The 21,735-nt window shown below is 36.3% G+C and carries 16 protein-coding genes and 1 tRNA gene; 5 read left to right on the plus strand and 12 right to left on the minus strand.

What is annotated here, in order from left to right; genetic code table 11:
* Positions 1 to 103: 103 nt before the first annotated feature.
* The 3 genes from QVA17_RS09570 to QVA17_RS09580 all read right to left on the minus strand — a co-directional run bounded on the left by QVA17_RS09570 (position 104) and on the right by QVA17_RS09580 (position 4,590).
* Entirely contained in the window at positions 104 to 406 is a 303-nt protein-coding gene (locus tag QVA17_RS09570) for a YerC/YecD family TrpR-related protein (protein ID WP_027430265.1), read from the minus strand.
* A gap of 269 nt (positions 407 to 675) precedes the next feature.
* The gene (locus QVA17_RS09575) at positions 676 to 1,770 is read right to left on the minus strand and encodes a transglutaminase domain-containing protein (protein WP_287388405.1); all 1,095 of its coding nucleotides are present in this window, start codon (positions 1,768 to 1,770) and stop codon (positions 676 to 678) included.
* Between the two features lie 87 nt (positions 1,771 to 1,857).
* Positions 1,858 to 4,590: an ABC transporter ATP-binding protein/permease gene (locus QVA17_RS09580; protein WP_287388407.1), complete on the minus strand. Its 2,733-nt coding sequence runs from the start codon at positions 4,588 to 4,590 to the stop codon at positions 1,858 to 1,860.
* Between the two features lie 214 nt (positions 4,591 to 4,804).
* Here QVA17_RS09580 and QVA17_RS09585 point away from each other — a divergent pair, with 214 nt between their 5' ends.
* Entirely contained in the window at positions 4,805 to 5,959 is a 1,155-nt protein-coding gene (locus QVA17_RS09585) for a cell wall hydrolase (RefSeq protein ID WP_287388409.1), read from the plus strand.
* Between the two features lie 17 nt (positions 5,960 to 5,976).
* Positions 5,977 to 6,462, plus strand: coding sequence for a hypothetical protein (locus QVA17_RS09590; RefSeq protein WP_027430261.1), 486 nt, complete (start codon positions 5,977 to 5,979; stop codon positions 6,460 to 6,462).
* A 95-nt stretch (positions 6,463 to 6,557) separates the two neighbouring features.
* On the opposite strand, the gene QVA17_RS09595 is transcribed toward QVA17_RS09590, so the two are convergent.
* Positions 6,558 to 8,234 carry a glycoside hydrolase family 43 protein gene (locus tag QVA17_RS09595; RefSeq protein ID WP_287388414.1) on the minus strand — a complete coding sequence of 559 codons (1,677 nt, stop codon included), beginning with the start codon at positions 8,232 to 8,234 and terminating at the stop codon, positions 6,558 to 6,560.
* A gap of 195 nt (positions 8,235 to 8,429) precedes the next feature.
* Here QVA17_RS09595 and QVA17_RS09600 point away from each other — a divergent pair, with 195 nt between their 5' ends.
* Positions 8,430 to 9,644 carry a hypothetical protein gene (locus QVA17_RS09600; RefSeq protein ID WP_287388423.1) on the plus strand — a complete coding sequence of 405 codons (1,215 nt, stop codon included), beginning with the start codon at positions 8,430 to 8,432 and terminating at the stop codon, positions 9,642 to 9,644.
* A 68-nt stretch (positions 9,645 to 9,712) separates the two neighbouring features.
* Here the strand turns inward: QVA17_RS09600 and QVA17_RS09605 are convergent, their stop codons facing one another.
* From QVA17_RS09605 to QVA17_RS09615, 3 genes are all read right to left on the minus strand, one after another.
* Positions 9,713 to 11,293, minus strand: coding sequence for a GGDEF domain-containing protein (locus QVA17_RS09605; protein ID WP_287388426.1), 1,581 nt, complete (start codon positions 11,291 to 11,293; stop codon positions 9,713 to 9,715).
* 243 nt (positions 11,294 to 11,536) lie between these two features.
* Complete coding sequence (gene nrdD, locus QVA17_RS09610; RefSeq protein WP_027430258.1) at positions 11,537 to 13,714, minus strand: anaerobic ribonucleoside-triphosphate reductase; 2,178 nt, start codon at positions 13,712 to 13,714, stop codon at positions 11,537 to 11,539.
* Positions 13,715 to 14,011: 297 nt separating this feature from the next.
* On the minus strand, positions 14,012 to 14,173 hold the full coding sequence (locus QVA17_RS09615) for a hypothetical protein (protein ID WP_155885904.1): 162 nt from the start codon (positions 14,171 to 14,173) through the stop codon (positions 14,012 to 14,014).
* A 346-nt stretch (positions 14,174 to 14,519) separates the two neighbouring features.
* Between QVA17_RS09615 and QVA17_RS09620 the strand changes: the two genes are divergently transcribed.
* A complete protein-coding gene (locus QVA17_RS09620; RefSeq protein ID WP_287388431.1) occupies positions 14,520 to 16,376 on the plus strand; it encodes a GGDEF domain-containing protein in 1,857 nt (618 codons plus the stop codon).
* 131 nt (positions 16,377 to 16,507) lie between these two features.
* On the opposite strand, the gene QVA17_RS09625 is transcribed toward QVA17_RS09620, so the two are convergent.
* The 5 genes from QVA17_RS09625 to QVA17_RS09645 form a co-directional block, all read right to left on the minus strand.
* Entirely contained in the window at positions 16,508 to 17,449 is a 942-nt protein-coding gene (locus QVA17_RS09625) for a magnesium transporter CorA family protein (protein WP_287388433.1), read from the minus strand.
* Positions 17,450 to 17,475: 26 nt separating this feature from the next.
* A complete protein-coding gene (locus QVA17_RS09630; RefSeq protein ID WP_155885903.1) occupies positions 17,476 to 17,652 on the minus strand; it encodes a FeoB-associated Cys-rich membrane protein in 177 nt (58 codons plus the stop codon).
* A gap of 92 nt (positions 17,653 to 17,744) precedes the next feature.
* Entirely contained in the window at positions 17,745 to 19,244 is a 1,500-nt protein-coding gene (locus QVA17_RS09635; RefSeq protein ID WP_287388439.1) for a TrkH family potassium uptake protein, read from the minus strand.
* A 32-nt stretch (positions 19,245 to 19,276) separates the two neighbouring features.
* Entirely contained in the window at positions 19,277 to 20,671 is a 1,395-nt protein-coding gene (gene trkA / locus QVA17_RS09640) for a Trk system potassium transporter TrkA (RefSeq protein ID WP_287388441.1), read from the minus strand.
* Positions 20,672 to 20,696: 25 nt separating this feature from the next.
* On the minus strand, positions 20,697 to 20,930 hold the full coding sequence (locus QVA17_RS09645) for a hypothetical protein (protein ID WP_034245087.1): 234 nt from the start codon (positions 20,928 to 20,930) through the stop codon (positions 20,697 to 20,699).
* A gap of 552 nt (positions 20,931 to 21,482) precedes the next feature.
* On the opposite strand from QVA17_RS09645, the gene QVA17_RS09650 reads away from it, so the two are divergent.
* Positions 21,483 to 21,554, plus strand: a tRNA-Gly gene (locus tag QVA17_RS09650).
* Positions 21,555 to 21,735 lie beyond the last annotated feature (181 nt).

Consider the following 21,735-nt stretch of genomic DNA (forward strand, 5'->3'; position numbering starts at 1 on the left):
TAAGAAAGAAACCAAGAAGGAATCTAAGAAAGAAAGTAAATAATTAATAAATTAAAAAAGTCCCTATAATAGATTATCTATTATAGGGCTTTATTATTAACTATTATTCTTCGTCATTTAATAGGTGTAATCTATCAAAGACCATATCATAGCCATCGTTACCGTAATTAAGGGAACGATTCACACGGCTAATTGTTGCTGTTGATGCACCAGTTTTCTCGGCGATATCCAAATATGTCTTATGTTCTCTTAACATCTTAGCTACCTCGAATCTCTGCGATAATGAAAGTAATTCATTAATTGTGCAGATATCTTCAAAGAATTCGTAACATTCTGACATATCCTTAAGGCTTAATATTGCGTTAAATAATTGCTCAACCTCTGGTGTTTTTAACTTATTGTTCATCAGATAGTCTCCTTTATAGTTAATTCATACAAGTCAATTACTACAATAAAACAGACATTTCATTATTATAAATTCCTCTAAACTAAATGTCTTTTACTTTACAATTTTATCACACTAAAGTTTTACAGTAAAGAGTTTTTCCTGAATTTAATTCTTACTTTAGAAAATTCCCGACATGAATTCTAAACCATCTGATTAAAATTGTAAAGCGGACATTCGGAATCCGCTTCGCTACTTCCTCATGAACGCAGTGTAAGCACTAAAGTATACTATTCTAACTTTAAGCTGGTCTTGCATTCTGGCAATTTAACAGATAAGTCTCTTCTTGAGTGATCAAGGCCAATGGCTGTGTCTGAAATATTAAAGTAAGTGTATGAATAAGCCCCTGTTACCTCTCCTAGGGCATCATCCCAAGATAAATCCACATTATAATATTCCCCATTTATATAGACAATATTCCAAGCGTGATTTCCTGTGCCAACGTAACCTGAACAAAAGTAGCAAGGTATATTTAGCTGCATTAAAATGTATTGAAAAGCCCTAGCATAACCTGCGCAAACGCTTTCTTTATTCACCAATGCAGAATAAGCACTTTGATTCATCTCAGAATCATTTACATAACTACAATTCTTTTGGAGCTGCTCGTAAACATACTGTTCCTTTTCAAGGTCTGACTTTAAGGCAGAGGCTTCATTTATAATTTCTGCTGCCGCCTTTAAAAACTTAGTCCTACTAGTTTGTAGCGAGCTTGCTGTAGTGTTATATTCTAGCTCCACAGATAAAACCTTACCGGAGCTTGTATAACAATAGGTGTAATTAGTGTTAATGTAAAATAGCTCTGGATGGTCTGAAAATACCGCAATCATTATATTTTTAATGCTAGAAATGGTAACGCTATTAGCTAATGTAACACTAGTTTCAAGCTTAGTTATAGCCTCATAAATCTGGTCATAATCAAGAGCCTCATCCTCTGATAGCATGGCCCTATAAGGATAAATTGCTGCACTAAACTCATAACTACTTTCATAATCGTTGTCACTATTACTATCTGCTGCAACCTCACTTACCTGTTTACCAGTACCATTGGCTATATCTAAATCTGCCCTTTGATTGTCACTAGAAATAAGCTTACTTGGATCATAGGTCTCTTCTTCTTTAACCTTTGCTAAAATGTTATCGAGATTTTCTATGTTTTCTCCTGTAAGCTTCTCTGGATTATCTAGTTTTGATACAACAGTTTCAGCGGGCTGTGTTTCATTTTCATAAGAATTAGTCTCCCCTAGTTTTGTGAAAACATAAATCACCAAAACTGCTGCAAATAAAAGAATCGAGGCCTGTATTATTCTCAAATACCTATTATTCATAAATCCCCCACTCCCAAATTGTTCACCTTCTAAAAAAGCTTTAGGCCCATAATGAACCTAAAGCTTATCATTACTATATTTATTATACTACTCTGTTCTTAAAGCTACAACTGGATCTTTCTTAGCTGCGATTCTAGCTGGAACTAAACCGGCAATTAATGTAAGAATCATACTGATTATGATAAGTACGATTGCGCCAGTAACTGGGAGCTGAGCAACATTTTTAATAGATGTTAAATTGTAAATAATGGCGTTGGCCGGTATGCAAAGGATAAGTGTAATAATTATACCTAGTGCGCCGGATACGAAGCCTTCAATAAGTGTTTCTGCATTAAAGATATGTGAAACATCCTTCTTTGAGGCACCAATAGATCTAAGTACACCGATTTCCTTAGTTCTTTCAAGAACTGAAATGTATGTAATAATTCCAATCATAATTGAAGATACCACAAGGGAAATGGCAACAAAGGCAATTAATACGTAAGAAATGGCATTAATAATAGTTGTTACGCTACTCATAATGATTCCTACATAGTCTGTGTAGCTAATTGTGTTGTCTTCATTTCCAGCATCTGTCTGCATCTTATTGTAATCAGTAATTATATCTTCGATCTTTTCCTTAGCATCAAAACCTGTTGCATAAATATCAATTCCCGATGGGCTTGATAGGTCGCATATACCAAGGATTGACTTGTTTCCTTCAAATGTAGCATCTGTTGTCTGGCTTAAAACTGACTTAAAGTTTTTTAATACCTGCTCTTCTGTCATCTGCGAAATCATGGCATTTGTTGCTGCCGCCTCTGATTCTGAAAGAGTTGCAATATAGGCATAAACATCTTCCATTGTAATCTCTTCGTCTTCACCTGCATTAAATTCAATGCCTGTAAATACATCTACATCCTGATTTGCAAGCTGCTGCTTAACGATTTCGCTATCATTTACCTGATTAATAACGTATTCCACTAATTCCTTAGTGTAACCAATATTGTTAGTCATAGATGTGCTTACTGCATCTTCTGATGGGCGAACCACACCAACTACCTTAATATCCGCTGCGTTATTGACTACATTTGTCATATAAACATCATCTTTAGACATATCTTTCCATGTGCCTGTTTCAGAATCGTAATTATAATAATCTGTTGGAAGTACTAACTTATATGAAAGACCAAGTAAGTCATCATAGCTATAACTTGTATTCTCAGTTGTGTACTCCTCGCCTGACATTACTGCCTTATAAAGCTCATCAAACTCATCCATATCCTTTAAACCAAGGGCATATAATGTATAATCATCGATTTCGTTGTTCTCATTAACTGCTAAAACAACCTCGTTATAGGCTGTTGGCCAGTTACCTGCAAGCATATCATACTGGGAATCAAGTACATCCTGGTCTTCAAGTAACTGCACCCAAGTCTCTGAAGATACGCTAAACATACTTGTGCTTGAGTTCAGGCTTGACTGACTTGTAGTTGTGCTTGCTCCACCATAGAAGCTAGATAGCATTGTGTTAGGGTTTAACTGTGTAACACCCTTTGAAGTATCTGATAAGTAAATGTTTAAAGGCACGCTGTACTTATACTGAATATCCTGTACATAGTCATTAATATTTGACTCGCCACTTTCAATATATTCCTTAAATTCCTTAAGGTTATTCTTTGTAACCTCAGAAACCATAGTGTTAAGAAGGTCTGACATGATATTGTAGCTATAAACTGTGTTCTCATCTTTTTCTTCTCCTGATGAATCTCCATCAGATGAATTTGAGGATTCACCCATAAAGGAACTAATAAGACTACTTACATCCACTGTTTCTGCCTGTAGCTGAATTGGGTAACTTGCAAGAGTCTCTCTTTGCACTCTATCAATGTATAACTGAATACCATTTGAAATAGATAAGATTAGGGCAATACCAATAATACCAATACTTCCTGCAAAGGCTGTTAAAAGAGTTCTAGTCTTCTTTGTCATAAGGTTATTAAAACTTAGAGAAAGAGCTGTCATTAAAGACATGTGAGTCTTTGTAGCCTTCTTTCTTTGTTTTTCAGCCTTCTTCTCAGCTTTATTGGCTTTCTTAGCCTTCTCCTTAGCTTCCTTTATAGCCTGTCTCTTCTTTTCAGCATCAGCATGGGCCTCTTCATAAGTGTATGGATTAGAGTCGTCTGTAATATCACCATCAAGAAGCTTTACAATTCTTGTGGAATACTTCATTGCAAGCTCAGGATTGTGAGTAACCATAATGATTAATCTATCCTTTGAAATTTCCTTTAAAAGCTCCATAATCTGTACACTTGTTTCTGTATCAAGGGCACCTGTTGGCTCATCTGCAAGTAAGATATCTGGGTTGTTTACCAAAGCTCTTGCAATGGCAACCCTCTGCATCTGACCACCCGATAGCTGGTTTGGTTTTTTATGCAAATGTTTCTTTAAACCTACTTTTTCAAGAGCCTCGCTAGCTCTAAGTCTTCGCTCAGACTTTGAAACGCCTGATAAAGTTAAGGCCAACTCTACATTTGCCAAAATAGTCTGATGAGGAATAAGATTGTAACTTTGGAATACGAAACCAATGGAATTGTTTCTGTATGCATCCCAGTCTCTATCCTTATAGTCCTTTGTTGAAATACCATTGATTTTTAAGTCACCTTCTGTGTACTTATCAAGACCACCAATGATATTAAGCATTGTTGTCTTACCACAACCCGACTGACCAAGAATAGAGACAAACTCTGAATCTCTAAATCTTAGGTTAATGTCCTTTAGGGCTGTAACAGTCATGTCTCCGCTGACATAATCCTTACGAATATGATTGAGCTCTAACATAATCATCCTCCTAATTAATTTCACGCTATTAATTTGTGTGCAATGTGTGTTTATAATATAAAAAATTTATATTCCTTTAATATATTTTCCTCATTTTCTCACTGCTATATGTGATTGTAACACTAATAAAGCCTACTTGCAATTTAGCTTTAAACAATTTATACTTATTTTGTTTTTTCATATATTTTTTAGATTTATGATAATGGGAGGTTCCATGAAGAGGTTTAATATCTTTTTAACATTAGATAAAACGTCTTCTCTTAAAGTATTATCAAAAGCTAGCGCAATAATCTGTTTAATTGCTGTAATTGCTACAAGTGGACTTATTGTGACATTTTTGCCATATAGTACTTATGCAGATACGCAATCTGATTTAGATGAAGCTAATGAAGAACTAGAAGAATTAAAGAAAGCTCAGTCAAGTCTATCTTCACAGTACAGTGACCTTAATGATAGTTTGACAGCAACAGCAGAGAAGATCACTGCTGTTGACGAGCAGATTAAAACTAAACAAGATGAAATCGATAGCTTAAACTCAGAAATCGATGCTCTCAATTCATCCATTGATGAACAATATGAGGCTATGAAATTACGTATAAGATATATGTATGAAAACGGTACAGAGAATCTTTTACTTCAATCTATAATGGAGTCAGGCTCAATGGCAGATTTCCTTGTGAAATCTGAATACATTGTTGAGCTTTCAAACTATGATAGAGAACAGTTGGATTTGCTTAATGAAGAGATAACAAGCCGTAATGATGCTATGGCTAATCTTCAAACAGATTTAAAAGAACTTGAGACTTTAAAGACTAGTCTTAATTCAGAGACAGCTAATCTTAAGCAGTCCATTTATGATATTCAATCTGAACTTGATACAACCTCAGATTCCATTGCGCAAACTGAGGCCCTTTGTTTAGAGTATGAGAAGAAGATTCAGGAAGAGAACATCCAAAGGCAGCTTGCTGCTATTGCAGCTATGCAGGCAGGGGATGAGGTAAGTTACTCAGGCACTAAGCTTGATTATACAGCTACAGACCTTGCAATGCTTGCAGCTATTATTGAATGTGAGGCTGGTAATCAGTCTTACGAAGGTAAGTTAGCTGTAGGAAGTGTTATTGTTAATAGAGTTTTAAATCCTAGATTTGGAGATTCTATTACATCAGTTATTTATGCATCAGGCCAGTTTAGTCCTGTTGCTAGTGGTCGATTTGCCATTGTTTTAGCAAGAGGCGCATCTTCGGAGTGTGTTTCTGCAGCCTATGAGGTTTTAAATGGCAACCTTACAACTACTGCCTTATATTTCCATGTTTACAGACCTTCTGTAGATACTGGTGGAACAGTAATTGGTGATCATGTATTTTACTAATCCTTGGAGGAAATTAAATGAAGAAGGCAACTAAAGCATCAGACAACAAATATTATATCGCTAGATATAATGCAGCAAAGACAAACTCAGACTTTGAAAGTAGAGAGACTACTTCTGAAGTTCTTGGAATTGATAGAACAAGACTTGCAAGAATCGAGCTTGGAAATGTTGAGCCATATCCAGAGGAAGTATTACTTATGGCTAAGCACTACAATGCTCCAGAGCTTACTTATAATTTCTGTTCAAATGATTGTCCAATCGGAAGACTTACAATGAAATCCGTAGAGATTAGCTCTTTTGATAGACTTTCATTAAAGATTCTTGGTTCTCTTAATGATATAGAAGAATTACGTGGATCTATTATTAACATTTCCGCAGATGGAAAGGTTGATATTGAAGAGCTTGAAGAATTTCAGGCAATTCTTAATTCTTTAGAGGATATTTCTAATAATGCTAAGGCTCTACAGCTTTGGGCAATGAAGAATATCCAACAGCAAAATTAATTTGACTTACAATGATAATACTTAAAAGAGATAAAGGGAAGGAGTTAGTTTAAAACTCCTTCCCTCTTCGTATATAAACAATTTATTCTTATATGCTAGTTATATCTAATATAATCTACTAAAATGCTACCTCTATTCTCATTCTTGATTAAACTATTATGAGAAACAAAGACACCATTCTTAACACCTACCCAGCGTCCAGCCTTAGCTTCACAAGCTAATGTATAAGAGTAGTTTTTAGAATCGAAGCTAATCTCAAGGCACTGTAATTCACGAGGTGCATTATTTACCTTAAGGCCACCTTCAATGTGGTCCTGATAGCCAATTCTCTTAACGCTATATTTAATATAAACTTCCTTCTCCTCTGACTTAAAGGAATGGAAATCCTTAACATCTTTACTAAGTACTGTATCTGTTACATTTTCACTAGCATAAGAAACATCACAATCAAAGTTTTGATTACCTGTAACCTTTCTAATGTAGTAACCGTCTGAATCCTTGTAAATTCCAAGAGCGATATAGTTCTGGCCAAGTGCTACACAGCCGGCAAAGTCTCCATTTTCAAGATCCTTAAGACTGATCTTAGTAACACAGCTAAATTCAGGCTCTGCCCACTTGCAAAGTAAAAGGTTTCTATAATCACAAACAGGTCTCTTATTAGAAGTTGCTACAGCATTAAGCTTAATTACTGACTTCTCTGGCATAAATTCAATCCAATCCTCTTCTGGATTAGCGTTCCACTGCCACTGCATGCCAAGACTGTCCTTATCAAACTCATCATCAAGGTCTGGGGCGCAAACTGGGAACTTATTACTATCAGCTAAGTCCTTATCTGAAACGCCCATATCTGGCTTCTTATATTCAAGAACTGGTGTGCCATATTCCTTTAATGGCTTGCCATTCTCATCCTTTTCATACTCACCAATAATTGGCCAATCCTCATACCAAGTCATTGGCTGCAAATGTGTAATTCTACCTGCAGCATAAACATCCTGGAAATGAATAAACCAATCCTGGCCTGTTGGAGTATCCACCCAAGCCCCTTGATGAGGTCCATTTACAACTGTATCCCCTTGTCTTAAAACCATCTTGTACTCATAAGGGCCATAGATATTCTTAGATCTAAGCACTGTCTGCCAGCCTGTCTTTACGCCACCTGCTGGTGCAAAAATGTAGTAATATCCGTTTCTTTTATAAAGCTTTGGTCCCTCAATTGTAACCTGGTCGTTTAAGTTACCATCAAAAACTACCTTCTCTTCACCAATAAGGCTCATTCCGTCTGCTGCCATCTCAACCATATGTAAAACGCTCTTATAGCCAATTCTACTCTTAGCAACCCCTGCTACTAAATAAGCCTTACCATCTTCATCCCAGAATGGGCATGGGTCAATCCAGCCAGCTCCTGGTCTAATATTAACGGGCTCAGTCCATTTTCCAAATGGATCCTTAGCAGTTGTCATATAGATTCCCTCATCTGGCATTGGGAAGCATACATAGTAAGTTCCCTCATGATATCTAATTGCTGGCGCCCACACACCGCAACCATGAATAGGGTTTCTGTATCTAAACTCAGGAATCTTAGGAAGAATGTAATTTACCACCTTCCAGTTAACTAAATCCTTAGAATGAAGTAGAGGGAGTCCTGGAGCGTTAGAAAAACTTGACGCTACCATAAAGAAATCCTCTCCTACTCTTATTGCATCAGGATCTGAATAATCTGCATATAGAATGGGATTCTTATAGTTCCCATTGCCTAAATCAGCCATCCACATAAAACACTACCTCCAATTTTTACCATTATTACCTACTTATATTACAATACCGTGGGAGTTTTTACCACATCTTTTATAAATATATTTTCTTAAAGTACAGATTTTTTTAAGTAATAATTATTGGAAAGCAGCCGATATATATTAGGTAAGACGAGTTTGTGTTCATTGCAATTCTCTTACGAAAGGTGGATACAAATGATAATTTCCCAGAGCAACATTTCTATGGCATCCAATAGGAATTATCTAGACCAGAAGGGCTATTCAAAGACTCACAAGACAACGGTTGAAATGGCTACAAAGACAACTTGTTTTAGCGAAAGCTATGATTACTTTTTAAGAAATGAAGCTGAGTCGGCTTACTGTGGTAACGGTCTAGATCAATATGCTAGTTACACAAAGAATGAGCTAAATAACCTACACAATTACTCCGAAGAAACTGTGGAAGAAAATGTAGAATCAGACACAAAAGTAAAAAACACTAACAGGCTAAATGCTCAAACAAAGTTAAATGAGAGTTACTTAATTTCAGAGCAGAAAATCTATCAAAGCCTACTAGCCTACCTTCATGAATTTATGCTAAGAAGTCTTTTTTACAGGGACTTTGATTCAATTACTAGCGAGGGCTTTACAGGAGATAGCTTTTCCTCAAACCAAACTACAGGAAATGACAGTATTTTAAACAGCAAGAGTACAAGCCAACTAGATACGAATTACCTAAATCTTTCATTTAATCAGGGCTATCAGGTTTGGACCCTTGAAACTAACCAAAGCTACAGCTACTACGAAAAAGAGGCTGTAAGCTTTTCAACAACGGGAAGTGCAGTTACAAAGGACGGGCGTAACATTTCCTTTAATCTAGATGTTAGTTTCAGCAGAGAATTTCAGCAAATTAGCCAGTTTAGTAGCTTACAAACCTTTGACAAAATACTTACAGACCCCCTTGTAATAAGTCTAGATGACAACCCTGACATGATTAGCGACAAACATTTTTACTTTGATCTAGATGGGGACGGAGTAGCAGAAGAACACAACAGATTAAATTCAAATCAGGGTTTTTTAGCACTTGATTTAAATGAAGATGGAGAAGTTACAGACGCTAGTGAGCTTTTTGGCACTAGCAGCGGCGACGGCTTTGCAGACCTTGCAAAATATGACTCAGACGGAAATGCATGGATTGACGAGGCCGACGAAATTTACCAGAAATTAAGAGTCTGGGTTATGGATGAGGATGGACAATCACGTTTGCTTAGTTTAAAGGAGGCAGACGTTGGTGCTATATATTTGGGAAGAACAAACAACGATTTTAGATTTACTAACGAAGCTAATGAAAGCCAGGCAAGACTTCGACAGAGCGGCTTTTATCTTCATGAAAATGGAGGCGCTTCCCTAGTTTCACAAATCGACCTTTAATCATTGCTGGATACTTTAAGATAAAAGAAAAACCTTTCAAGGCCCTTAGGGGCTTTGAAAGGTCATTTTTATTCTGTGCAATTTACTAATTTAATATGTTTGCCGAGGCCTCTTTTAGCTGAATACATGGCTGTATCTGCCTTTGAAGAGTAATCCCAAACCTTGGATTTCTTCTCTGGGATTCCACTGCATATACCTTGAGAAATATAGACATAAGGCAAATCTCTTAATTCTGACATCTCTAAGATTGAATCTCTTAAATTATTGGCCATCTCAAGAATCTTCTCATCGGAATATCCTAAATAGAATATTAAAAATTCATCTCCCCCGTATCTAAAGCAATAAATATCATCTGATTCGATTGCTTTTAGGGCTGTGGCAACAATTATAAGACATAGGTCTCCAACGTGATGTCCATTTTCATCATTAATCTGCTTAAAATGATCGATATCTAACATCTCAACGGCGTAATTCTTCTTCTCCGTTACTGCTCTAGTAAGCAGTGCCTCCACCTTTGAGCTAAGCCTCCATCTATTAGAAAGACCTGTTAGCTCATCAATTCCTACCTGCTCCTTTAAAAGCTCATTAGCCCTCTTTGAATCCTCAAGGGAGTTCTGAATGCTAATGTACTTTCTAATGGAATTAGTAGTAAGCATCTTGTAGCTGTTATTATATCTTCTATATCTAATTAGCTCCTTATAGAGCTTATCCTTGTCCTTCTCCTCATCGTAAAGGGAAATCTTAAAATCCAAGATTCTAGTCTGAATATATGGGAAATCCATGCCCTTAACAGACTCATCAAAATCCTCCACTAAAGGTAGTAGGATGTCCTTTCTATCCGTCCTTTTTAGAAAATGTAAAAAGTCGAAAATGTACAAAAAGTAATCTACCTTATACTCTGTATCATAGTAGGCCTTAACCGCCTCTTTAAGACAGATCTCCTTCTCCTCTTTAGAAGAAGATACCTTGTTAGTATAGATTAACTTTGTAATATAAAAATCCACGCAAAGCTTCTCATCAGGATGTTTCCTTACAATATCCTCAATCTGGTCAATCTTCTTTTTGGTATCATCATAGAGACCAAATCTATAATAAAGCTTAGCTAGTGTGGTTAGAATAATTATCTCAATAGTCTTTTGTCGTGGGTTTTGATTACATTTTAAAATATGCTTATAAGCCTTCATAGCATATTCCATTGATATGTTAGAATCCTTGATATTATCACTAATCTCGGCATAATTCTCATAGGCAAGGGCTGCAACGAAATCATCATTTGATTTCTCTGCAAGACTTGCTGCTTCTTTAAAGTTATCTAGAGAATAAACAATCTCGCCTCTTGTGGCATAGAGAATCCCTAGGCTATTAAGACAGCCACCTCTCTTATAGATATTATCTACTGCATCAAACTCTCTTGCTGCCTTATTAAAATAGTTAATGGCATTATCAAACTCCCCAAGAGTTAAATAGGCATCGGCTATATAAAAGTCAGCATAACCCATAAGATTAATATCAGAATTCTTCTCTGCTATCTTCTTAAAATCGCACGCTAATTCAATTGTCTTTAAGGGACTCTCAAATCTAATCTTATCCATAAGCTCAATCTGATCTATAATCCCCTGCTCATAGTTATAATCTTGTAATTCTTTCATATCAAACCTTCATAATTTTTTGCTAAACCCAATATATATAATAAACGAAATATATAGGTGAAACAAGGTAATTTTGCAAAACTATTGTTAAAATAGTTGCCGTAAAATATTAAAAGCTCCTAGCCTTTTATATGCTTATCAAATATATGATTACATATCTTCTGACTAGAAGCTTTTTAGTTTATTGCGTTATCTATTAATTTAGGATTCTCGTCTGGTTTGCAGACTCTTACAACACTAATCTTATAAGTGTAAAACTCTTTCCTTAATTTCCTGAGTTCTACCCTGATTCCAGAACTGTGTACCGATGTAACCGCAAGTTCTTCTTGCTACATTCATCTTGTCCTGGTCTCTATTCTTACAGTTAGGGCATTCCCAAACAAGCTTACCATCATCATCAGTGATAATCTGAATCTGACCTGTGTAACCACAAACCTGACAGTAGTCAGACTTAGTATTAAGCTCTGCGTACATAATGTTATCGTAAATGTACTGCATAACTGAAAGAACAGCTGGAATATTATTATTCATATCAGGAACTTCTACGTATGAAATAGCTCCACCTGGAGATAACTTCTGGAATTCTGATTCGAACTTTAACTTATCGAATGCGTTGATTTCCTCAGTTACATGTACATGATATGAGTTAGTAATATAATTTCTATCTGTTACACCTGGAATCTTACCAAATCTCTTCTGTAAGCACTTAGCAAACTTATAAGTTGTTGATTCAAGTGGTGTTCCATATAATGAGAAGTCGATGTTAGTTTCCTTAGCCCACTTCTTACATGTATCATTAAGATAGTTCATAAGCTTAAGGGCGAATTCCTTACCGCCTTCCTGTGTATGGCTAGTACCCTTCATGTAGTATGTACACTCATAAAGACCTGCATATCCAAGAGAAATTGTTGAATAGCCACCGTAAAGAAGCTTATCAATTGTTTCACCCTTCTTAAGTCTTGCAAGTGCACCATTCTGCCAAAGAATTGGAGCTACATCTGATGGTGTACCCTTTAATCTATAATGTCTGCACATAAGTGCTCTTCTACATAAATCAAGTCTTTCGTCTAAGATCTTCCAGAACTTCTCTTCATCCTTGTTAGATGAGCAAGCAACGTCAACTAAGTTAACTGTTACAACACCCTGGTTAAATCTACCGTAGTACTTAGGCTTGTTATCTTCATCTAAGTATGTTGTAAGGAATGATCTACAACCCATACATGGATAGCACTGACCATCGCCATTAGCATCAACCTTTAACTGCTTCATGATCTTCTCTGAAATATAATCAGGAACCATTCTCTTAGCTGTACATTCAGCTGCAAGCTTTGTTAAATCCCAATACTTAGAACCTTCATGGATATTATCTTCCTCTAATACATAAATAAGCTTAGGGAAAGCTGGTGTAATCCATACACCCTGTTCGTTCTTAACGCCCTGAATTCTCTGGCGAAGAACTTCCTTAGTTACAAGAGCTAAATCATCTCTTGTCTGGCCTTCTGGAACTTCATCAAGGTACATAAATACTGTTACGAAAGGAGCCTGACCGTTAGTAGTCATAAGAGTGATTACCTGATACTGAATCATCTGAACACCCTTCTTAACTTCTTCATGAACTCTGATTTCAGCGATCTCACGAATCTTCTCTTCTGAAGCTTCAACCCCTGTATCTGCGAGTTCCTTTCTTACCTGCTTAATAAACTTTTCACGGCTAACCTGTACAAATGGTGCAAGGTGAGCAAGTGAAATACTCTGTCCACCGTACTGTGAACTAGCAATCTGAGCAATTGCCTGAGTTGCAATATTACATGCTGTTGAGAAACTATGTGGCTTCTCAATCATAGTCTCAGAAATTACAGTTCCATTCTGAAGCATATCCTCAAGGTTAACTAAGCAACAGTTATGCATATGCTGAGCAAAGTAATCAGCATCATGGAAATGTATTAAGCCCTGCTCATGAGCTTCTACTATATCTTGTGGGAGAAGTAATCTCTTAGTAATATCCTTACTTACCTCACCTGCCATGTAGTCTCTCTGGACACTGTTAACAGTTGGGTTCTTATTAGAGTTCTCCTGCTTAACTTCTTCGTTGTTACATTCAAGCAAACTTAAAATCTGTTCATCTGTTGAATTAGACTTTCTTACCAACGCTCTCTTATATCTGTATGTGATATACTTTCTTGCAACGGCGAAAGCTCTTAAATTCATAATCTGGTTCTCAACTAAATCCTGAATTTCTTCTACATTAAGAGATCTACCCATTTCATTACATATCTGTTCTACATTCTCTGAAATAGTACGAATCTGTTCTGATGATAATCGTTCGCTATGTACGACTTCATTGTTGGCCTTAGTTACAGCATTAACAATCTTCTCAATATCAAATGTAACTTCTGAACCACTACGTTTAATAATCTTCATAATTGCTCTCCCCTTATTATTTTATGTCTCGAAAATTGTCTTTACGACATCTTTTCTATAATATCACATCGTTTATTTTTTAGGTACCATCTTACAAGAATATCTAAATTAAAAACATTCTTGACAAATCTTCGTATTGCTTAAGCTATTATTATAGTACTACATATTGTGCTTCTAGTCAATAACAAAATACAATATGTTGTGTATGCATAAAAATAGCTGCTATAAATGCTAAAGTCAAGACTCACATTCTTAGCAGCTACTTTTGCTATGAAACATAATCAAAATGAAACTTTCTTACTTATAAATTTCTGACCAACGAGAAACCATCTCTTCTGCCTCTACCTGAGAAGATACCTTAGTTACAATCACTCCATCTAAGTAGATTTCATATACTGGGAAAAGCTTTGGGCTATCACCATGTCTTACTTCTACTTTGTTGTACTTTACTCGTTCCATAATTTACCCCCGATTTTTTATTCTTAGTTTTTTTGTCATAAAAGGCGCATAAAACTACATCTTGTGTCTGCAAAATCAAGTAATAGTCTTATTTTATTCACATGCCTTCCCTATATGTTGTATTATATCATGGTTCATGCCAAAGATAAACACTATATTTAGTATTGGTACCAAAGGACTAATGCCAGACTATATACCCCCAAGATATTTACTACTTTTTAATATAATTGTCGAACAATTAATGTATTATTGTCTTAATTGCTGCAATATTATATAATTATATTAGGAAAATGTGATTATAGAAATGTGAACAAAATATAATAAAACTCTATAAAGGAGAAAATCAATGAGTGATAATACTATTTACGCTGATGATTATGAAAGATCCAACAGATTAAATCGACGTATCGCTACTATTGATGCCTATTATCTAGCTATTGTAGCTAATAAGCCATTCACAGAATACTTTGGTGATACTAGATTTTCTAACCTGACAGAATTTGTTGCCGAGGAAGAAAAAATTAATCTCATGGATTTTATAGACAGCTATGAAGGACAAGAATTAAAGGGAATTTTCCACTTTAGAAATTACAAGGGAGAAATGCGCCTAAATCTCATTACTTTATTTGCCCAAAAGACCTCATCTGCTAGAGGCGAGATAAACATTGAAATGGTCGATATTGAAAGCCTTGCAAATATTAATGACCTTTTACTTGATGACATTACGAAGGGGCGGGTTCTCTTTGGGCTAACAAAGGAATACACCTTCACCTATGATATGACTGACGACATTTTTAAAATGTGCCGTTATGACATATTTTCAAAAGACACCATCTATAAAATGAGCCTGATTCAGTGGCGCGAATTCATGATAAATGAAGGCTTTATAGCAGAATCTGACATCGGCCTATTTAAAAACCTCGTGGGACAGATTCTATCCTACGAACAGAGTTTTAGCGCAAAGATTACAACTAGTATGCGTACCCAAAAGCAGATCATGGAGAAACTCATTTTCACAGGCATGGTCTATAACAAGTATAACGGCGACAAGATTGTTATCGGCAGGATTCTTACTGATGAAAATGCTCACACAAACAGCAATCTTATCGAAATGATTAGCGACCTTTCCTACGATGCTCTAACTGGTGTCTATAACAAAAAGACTATTACAGAGTATGCAAAGAACCTGATTTCCGCTAATAATGACCACAAACACGACAATTACATGGACGCCTATCCTACAAATCTAGCCATTCTCATTCTTGACGTGGACAATTTTAAGAAGGTAAACGACCTTTATGGTCACATGTATGGCGACAAGATTTTGGGAAGGATTGGTAGGAAACTTAAAGAAATCATTGGTGATGGCGGAGTTATTGGACGTATCGGCGGCGATGAATTTTTAATAATCCTCTTTGATATTACTGATGAAAATCTTTTGCGAGGCTATCTAAGAGCGGTTAGAACCCAGATAAAATGGGAGTTTATTAATGATTTCGCGGACTTTAACATAACCTGTTCTATTGGTTCTTCCATCTATCCAAAGGATGCAAGTAACTATGACGAACTCTTTAGAATCGCGGATTTCTGCCTCTATATTGCAAAGGAAAAAGGCCGCGATAGATACGTTTTCTATAGAAAAGAGATTCACGAAGAGGCATATATTAAGAGTATTACAAGTTCTGATAAGAAAAATGTTTCCGGCCGTGAGGTTAACGAATTACGCTATATTTCTAAGGTTATCGAGCATTTTGCAAGGAATAAACGACAAGCTATATCTGACCTCTTAACTCACATACAAGAGACCTTTAATGTGGATAGCGTAAACATTTATAGAGGAGAGAATTTAGAGCTTTACAAGACTTTCGGTCAGGTTCTTGATAACTCTTCTAACGCCCTCTACGCAAAGAGTCCGGGCTTTAAGAGCATGCTTTGTGAGAAAATGTTTCTTGAATCTAGCTTTGTTGGCAGAGTTGCAGATGTAGCACCAGAATTTAGTGAGGCTATGCATCAGCGAAATGTTATATGTACAATTCAAATTGTTCTTGGAAATGATACGAATAATATTACCGGCCTTCTAACCATTGATAAGGTAGGAAACGCTCCACAAAAGTGGGCAGAATACGAGATTCAAACTAGCCTAATTGCAGCTTATCTAATAAATGTGCTGATTGCTGATGAGGACAGGCCTTATTTAAAGTAATAGGCTTATAATACTAAGATATGAAATAATAAGGGGTGCTGTTGCAATACATTTTCATAAAAATATAAAGACCTTAAGTCTTCGTGATGTTTCTATACTCACTAAACTTAAGGTCTTTTTTATTATCTATGCTAAAGCATCTTCTTTTTCTTCATATACCAAATTACAATAATACAAACCACCACGATGCCTATACAGATTATGGCAAAGCCGTAAGGAACTGTGGCAAATGGCATATATTTCTCTGCAGTGTTCATTCCCCATAATCCTGAAATAATGGTTGGAATGGCCATTAAAACAGTAAGGGCTGTAAGTCGCTTCATTACATTATTTAGTCTATTGTCAATTACTGATGAAAGAAGCTGTCTTGTACCATCGATGACATCTCGATAAATAGAGGTCATCTCGATAGCCTGCTGATACTCGACGGTTACATCTTCAAGTAATTCCATATCTTCTGGGTACTGTTCAATTCTTTTGTATCTTCTAAGTCTCTCTAACACGATGCTGTTTGACCTAAGAGATGTGGCGAAATAAACCAATGTAGATTCTAATTCATGAAGCTCGATTAAATCCATATCAGTTGTGTTTCCCATAACTCTTTCTTCTATCTCGATTCGCTTCTTATCAATTAAACGAAGGTTTATCTGATAACTTGCTGCGGAACGATAAAGAAGCTGGTAGATAAAACGCATCTTCTTTTTAGTGCTAAATTCTTTTATCTTGTTTCGAATAAAATAAGTAAGAATAGGTGTTTCTTCCTTACAAATCGTAATTATCGTATCTGATTTCAAAATAATACCTAAAGGAATTGTGGTATACATCTTCTTCTCATGTCTAACCTCTGGAGTTGGGATATCCACTAAGATAAGAGTATATCCATCTTCAAGGCTGATACGAGAGCTTTCTTCCTCATCAAGAGCTGTAGCTAAATCGGTTAAATCGATTTCGTACATTTCAGCAATTTCGTTTAGCTCTCTGCTTGTGGGGCCAACCATGTTGATCCAGCAACCTTCCTTAGGCTGTTCTAATTGTGATAAAACTCCATGATCAGTTCTAAAAACTTCATACATGATTGAATTACCTCCTAGCACCAATTTTATTCTTCTTTTTTGTCGCACTCCTTATTATGCTGTCCGGCCATAGCGCAAGACGCACAGTTACCGCTACAAACATCTCTAAGTCCATCTTTTTTATGAAAATATGACACTGCCAAAAACATTCCTACTATAACAACTAGTAAAACGACAGCCACTAAAATATTAACTAAATCCATATTAAGCACCTTATTTCTATAAATTCAAGTCTCTCCTACGAGAAATTACCGCACTTAATTTTAGCATATTGAGAAAAGTTTTTACAGTAAAATTATTTTCTAACCTTATCGCAATCTTCCCAATTTTTTCTTCTAGGATTAATCCTAGATGTGAAAGTACTCTTCCAAATTGTTGGATTAAAGAGCATTAACATTGGGAATAACTCTAATCTTCCTGCTAACATATCAAAGATAAAAACGAATTTACTAAGTACACTAAAGGATGCAAAATTGCAGGTCGGTCCTACATTTGCAAGACCAGGACCAATATTATTAATTGTTGCAGCTACGGATGTGAAGGTAGTTACTAGGTCTTGATTCTCTAGGGAAATCAAAAGGCAAGACACCGTGAAAACGCAAATAAAAGTCATGAAATAAACATTAACTGATCTAAGGGTCTCATGTTCTACTGTCTTTCCCTCGATTCTAATAGCCTTAACAGACTTTGGATGAATATAGGAATGGAATTCCTTAATAATAGTCTTAAAGCTAATTATAAATCTAGAAACCTTAATACCACCACCTGTGGAACCAGCACAGGCACCTACAAACATAAGTATTACCAATATAAATTTTGAGAAAGCCGGCCAGGTATCAAAATCCACTGTTGAATAACCAGTTGTTGTAATAACTGTGGCAACCGCAAAACTTGATGCTCTTAGGGCCTGCTCTAAATTTGAAAACATATGGGCAATATTTATGCAAATAGCAAGTGTACTTGCAACAATAATTCCAATGTAAACCTTAACTTCTTCTACATTTAAGGCCTGTCTAAAATGCTTAAATAAAAGATAGTAATAAGCATTAAAGTTTACACCAAATAAAATCATAAAGATTGTTACAATCCACTGAATAAGTGGGCTGTAACCACCAATACTTGTATTCTTAATACCGAAACCACCAGTACCTGCTGTACCCATTGATGTACAGATTGAGTCAAAGAAACTCATACCTGCAAAAAGTAAAATAATAATTTCAATTACTGTAAGTCCGATATAGATTCCATAAAGGATTCTTGCTGTTCTTCCAATTCTTGGAACCAGCTTTCCTACCTGAGGCCCCGGGCTTTCTGCCTTCATAAGATTGATATTAGAACCACCAGTCATAGGTAAAATGGCAAGAAGGAATACTAAAACTCCCATTCCGCCAATCCAATGAGTGAAACTTCTCCAAAATAAAATACTTTTTGAAAGGCTTTCAACCTCAAGTAAAATTGAGGCACCAGTTGTGGTAAAACCAGAAACTGTCTCAAAAAGCGCATTTACATAATTAGGAATTTCACCACTTATTGTAAAGGGTAAGGCACCAAAAATACTCATAAAAATCCAGCTAAGAGCAGTGGAAACACAACCCTCTTTTAAATAAAAGACGGTATCTTTGGGCTTTTTTATTACCATTAATTGTCCTATTACAATAGCTAGGACAGCTGATATAAGAAAGGCAGGAACTGTACTTTCTCCATAAATCAAGGCCACCACTACTGGGATAAGCATTAAAACTCCCTCGATTTTTAATACATTTCCCAACACAATTCGTATCATGGAACTATTCATAATTAAACTCCGATTTCATTCATTTTCTTAATTTATGCCAAAATGTCTTCGATTCTATCAAAACCTGTATGAGTTGTAATGATAACTACTGAATCTCCCACCATAATTTCGTCATTACCAGTTGGAATAATTATCTTACCCTTTCGACTAATCAAGGCAATAAGTAAGCCTTTCTTAAGCTTAATGTCCTTTAAAGGCTTGTTAGTAAGCTTTGAATTCTCACGTACATTAAATTCAATACCTTCAGCTCTTGAATCAAAGAGGTGATAAAGGGTTTCAATCTCGCTTCCCATAGATTCCTTTAAGGCTCTAACATATGCAATAATAGCCTCACTAGTTATGTATCTTGGGTAAATTACGCTACCAAGGTCTAGGCTATTGATTACATTTTTAAAGGCTGTTCTGTTAACCTTAGTGATAACTTTGGCGTTACTAACCTGTCTTGCATGAAGGGTTAGCATAACATTTTCCTCATCAATACCAGTTAAAGGCACGAAGGATTCTACATATTCAAGACCTTCTTCCTTTAAAACCTCCATATCAGTTCCGTCGGCGTTAATGATTGTAGCCTCTGGTAAAAGGTCAGTAAGTTCCTTGGCTCTATTAACATTGTTCTCGATAATCTTAGTCTCAATGCCTGCAGAAATTAGCTGTTTTGTTAAATAAAATGAGGCACGACCGCCACCAACGATCATTGTGTTCTTTACAGATCGTGTCTCAAAACCAAACTTCTTTAGGAAATGCTTAGACTCTTCTCTTGAACTAATAAAGGAAACTACGTCTCCTGCTAAAACTACATCCGCACCTGATGGAATAATAACTTCGTCGTTTCGCTCAATTCCACAAATCAAGCCCACAGTCTTTGAATCGCCGCAGATATTGGCAATCTGGTTATTAACCATTGGACTTTCCTTAGGTACCTTGAATCTAATCATATCGGCTCTGCCTCTTGCAAATGTATCCACTTCCAAGGCTGTTGGCAAATATAGTAATCTTGCTATTTCCCTTGCTGCTTCAAGCTCTGGATTAATCACCATAGCAAGGTCTAGCTTACTTCTTAAGTATTCTGTTTCTTCGCTGTAATCTGGAGTTCTAACTCTTGCAATAGCTGAGCAACCTGAAACGTGCTTAGCCACTGTACAACATAACAAATTAAGCTCATCAGAACCTGTTACAGCAATTAGTAAATCCGCATCGGCAACATTAGCACTCTTTTGTACTGTAAGACTTGCACCATTACCAATGATTCCTAAAACATCATACATTCCTGACAAAGCTTCAACTCTTGTCTTGTTCTTATCTATAATTGTAATATCATGTCCTTCTTTTGAAAGCTGCTCCACTAGTGTAGAGCCTACCTTACCTGCGCCCACAACAATGATATTTAAACCTTTATGGTCTTCCTTGTGGTTCTTAAATATGTTCATGACAATGCCTCTCTTTTCAAACTAATTATCTACTTAATTCTTTAAGCTCATTTAAGAGTTCTAAATCTGATTGAGTAACTCTGATATTAGTTGTAACCGCCTTCTGACCAGGCTTTGTTACTGTTAATTCAATAATTGAATCAGCAGGAATGCCACTTGAGAAAGTGTCAGACATAAACGCTACAAATTTAGGATGGTTGCCGCTAAATTTAGACAAAGCATCCTTGATTTTCAACATATTCATTGGGTTAAAAGCCATATTTTCCACTCCGTTCTATTATAATCACATATAAGATTGTAGATTATAAAATAATAAAGTCAAGACAATTTTAGCACACTTGAGAGTAGTTTCCATGCAAGTCAATAATAGTTATACTAATGTATAGAAACTTACTATATAAGTGTTTTATTTATGATTTTTCTGTAAGTCAAGACTCGCTCGTAAGTCTAGCGCCGGATTCGGGTCTGCTTAAAGCAGCCCCGAATTCCTGTCCGAATCCGTGCGCATCCTCTCTTGTAGTTATTTGCGTAGCAAATCACTACTCGTGTGCGAGCCGCGGCAAAGCCGCATCTAATGCGAGCACTTCCTTACGGAGCGTTTAACTCAGTCGGAGCTTGTACCCCGACTGAGTTAAAATGGGAGTGAATGACCTATTATTATAAGCCCTAAGTTAATCCCCTATACTAATATTTCGTCATATTGTTTGTATATTATTAGTATTTTTGAATTTTTTTGAAAAAAATGGTTGACAAAAAATCTAATATTGTGTAATATATAACTCGTGCTTGAGAGCACAACAATCTAAGACATGCGCGAGTGGCTCAGTGGTGGAGCACCTCCTTGCCAAGGAGGGGGTCGCGGGTTCGATCCCCGTCTCGCGCTCTTCAGTTAAGAACAGAATCTTTGATTCTGTTCTTTTTTGTTATATGGTGGACGGGGGCGAACCTCGCGACCCCGGTCGCGTGCTCGATCTCTCGCCTGTCGGCTCGGTCGTTTCTTCTGCCTTTCAGGCAGAGGTGTCCACTGGACACCCCAAACGTCTCGCGCTCCTCAGTTAATAACA

Origin of the sequence: Lachnospira sp. (genome assembly GCF_016290755.1) — a bacterium.
GTDB classification, from domain to species: Bacteria; Bacillota; Clostridia; order Lachnospirales; family Lachnospiraceae; genus Lachnospira; species Lachnospira multipara.

Coding starts and splice junctions, on each gene's coding strand:
- QVA17_RS09595 (WP_287388414.1), bottom strand. CDS start 8,234: ATGTGGATGGCTGATTTAGGCAATGGGAACTATAAGAATCCCATTCTA.
- QVA17_RS09590 (WP_027430261.1), top strand. CDS start 5,977: ATGAAGAAGGCAACTAAAGCATCAGACAACAAATATTATATCGCTAGA.
- nrdD (WP_027430258.1), bottom strand. CDS start 13,714: ATGAAGATTATTAAACGTAGTGGTTCAGAAGTTACATTTGATATTGAG.
- QVA17_RS09645 (WP_034245087.1), bottom strand. CDS start 20,930: ATGGCTTTTAACCCAATGAATATGTTGAAAATCAAGGATGCTTTGTCT.
- QVA17_RS09575 (WP_287388405.1), bottom strand. CDS start 1,770: ATGAATAATAGGTATTTGAGAATAATACAGGCCTCGATTCTTTTATTT.
- QVA17_RS09580 (WP_287388407.1), bottom strand. CDS start 4,590: ATGTTAGAGCTCAATCATATTCGTAAGGATTATGTCAGCGGAGACATG.
- QVA17_RS09605 (WP_287388426.1), bottom strand. CDS start 11,293: ATGAAAGAATTACAAGATTATAACTATGAGCAGGGGATTATAGATCAG.
- trkA (WP_287388441.1), bottom strand. CDS start 20,671: ATGAACATATTTAAGAACCACAAGGAAGACCATAAAGGTTTAAATATC.
- QVA17_RS09625 (WP_287388433.1), bottom strand. CDS start 17,449: ATGTATGAAGTTTTTAGAACTGATCATGGAGTTTTATCACAATTAGAA.
- QVA17_RS09600 (WP_287388423.1), top strand. CDS start 8,430: ATGATAATTTCCCAGAGCAACATTTCTATGGCATCCAATAGGAATTAT.
- QVA17_RS09635 (WP_287388439.1), bottom strand. CDS start 19,244: ATGAATAGTTCCATGATACGAATTGTGTTGGGAAATGTATTAAAAATC.
- QVA17_RS09620 (WP_287388431.1), top strand. CDS start 14,520: ATGAGTGATAATACTATTTACGCTGATGATTATGAAAGATCCAACAGA.
- QVA17_RS09630 (WP_155885903.1), bottom strand. CDS start 17,652: ATGGATTTAGTTAATATTTTAGTGGCTGTCGTTTTACTAGTTGTTATA.
- QVA17_RS09570 (WP_027430265.1), bottom strand. CDS start 406: ATGAACAATAAGTTAAAAACACCAGAGGTTGAGCAATTATTTAACGCA.
- QVA17_RS09615 (WP_155885904.1), bottom strand. CDS start 14,173: ATGGAACGAGTAAAGTACAACAAAGTAGAAGTAAGACATGGTGATAGC.
- QVA17_RS09585 (WP_287388409.1), top strand. CDS start 4,805: ATGAAGAGGTTTAATATCTTTTTAACATTAGATAAAACGTCTTCTCTT.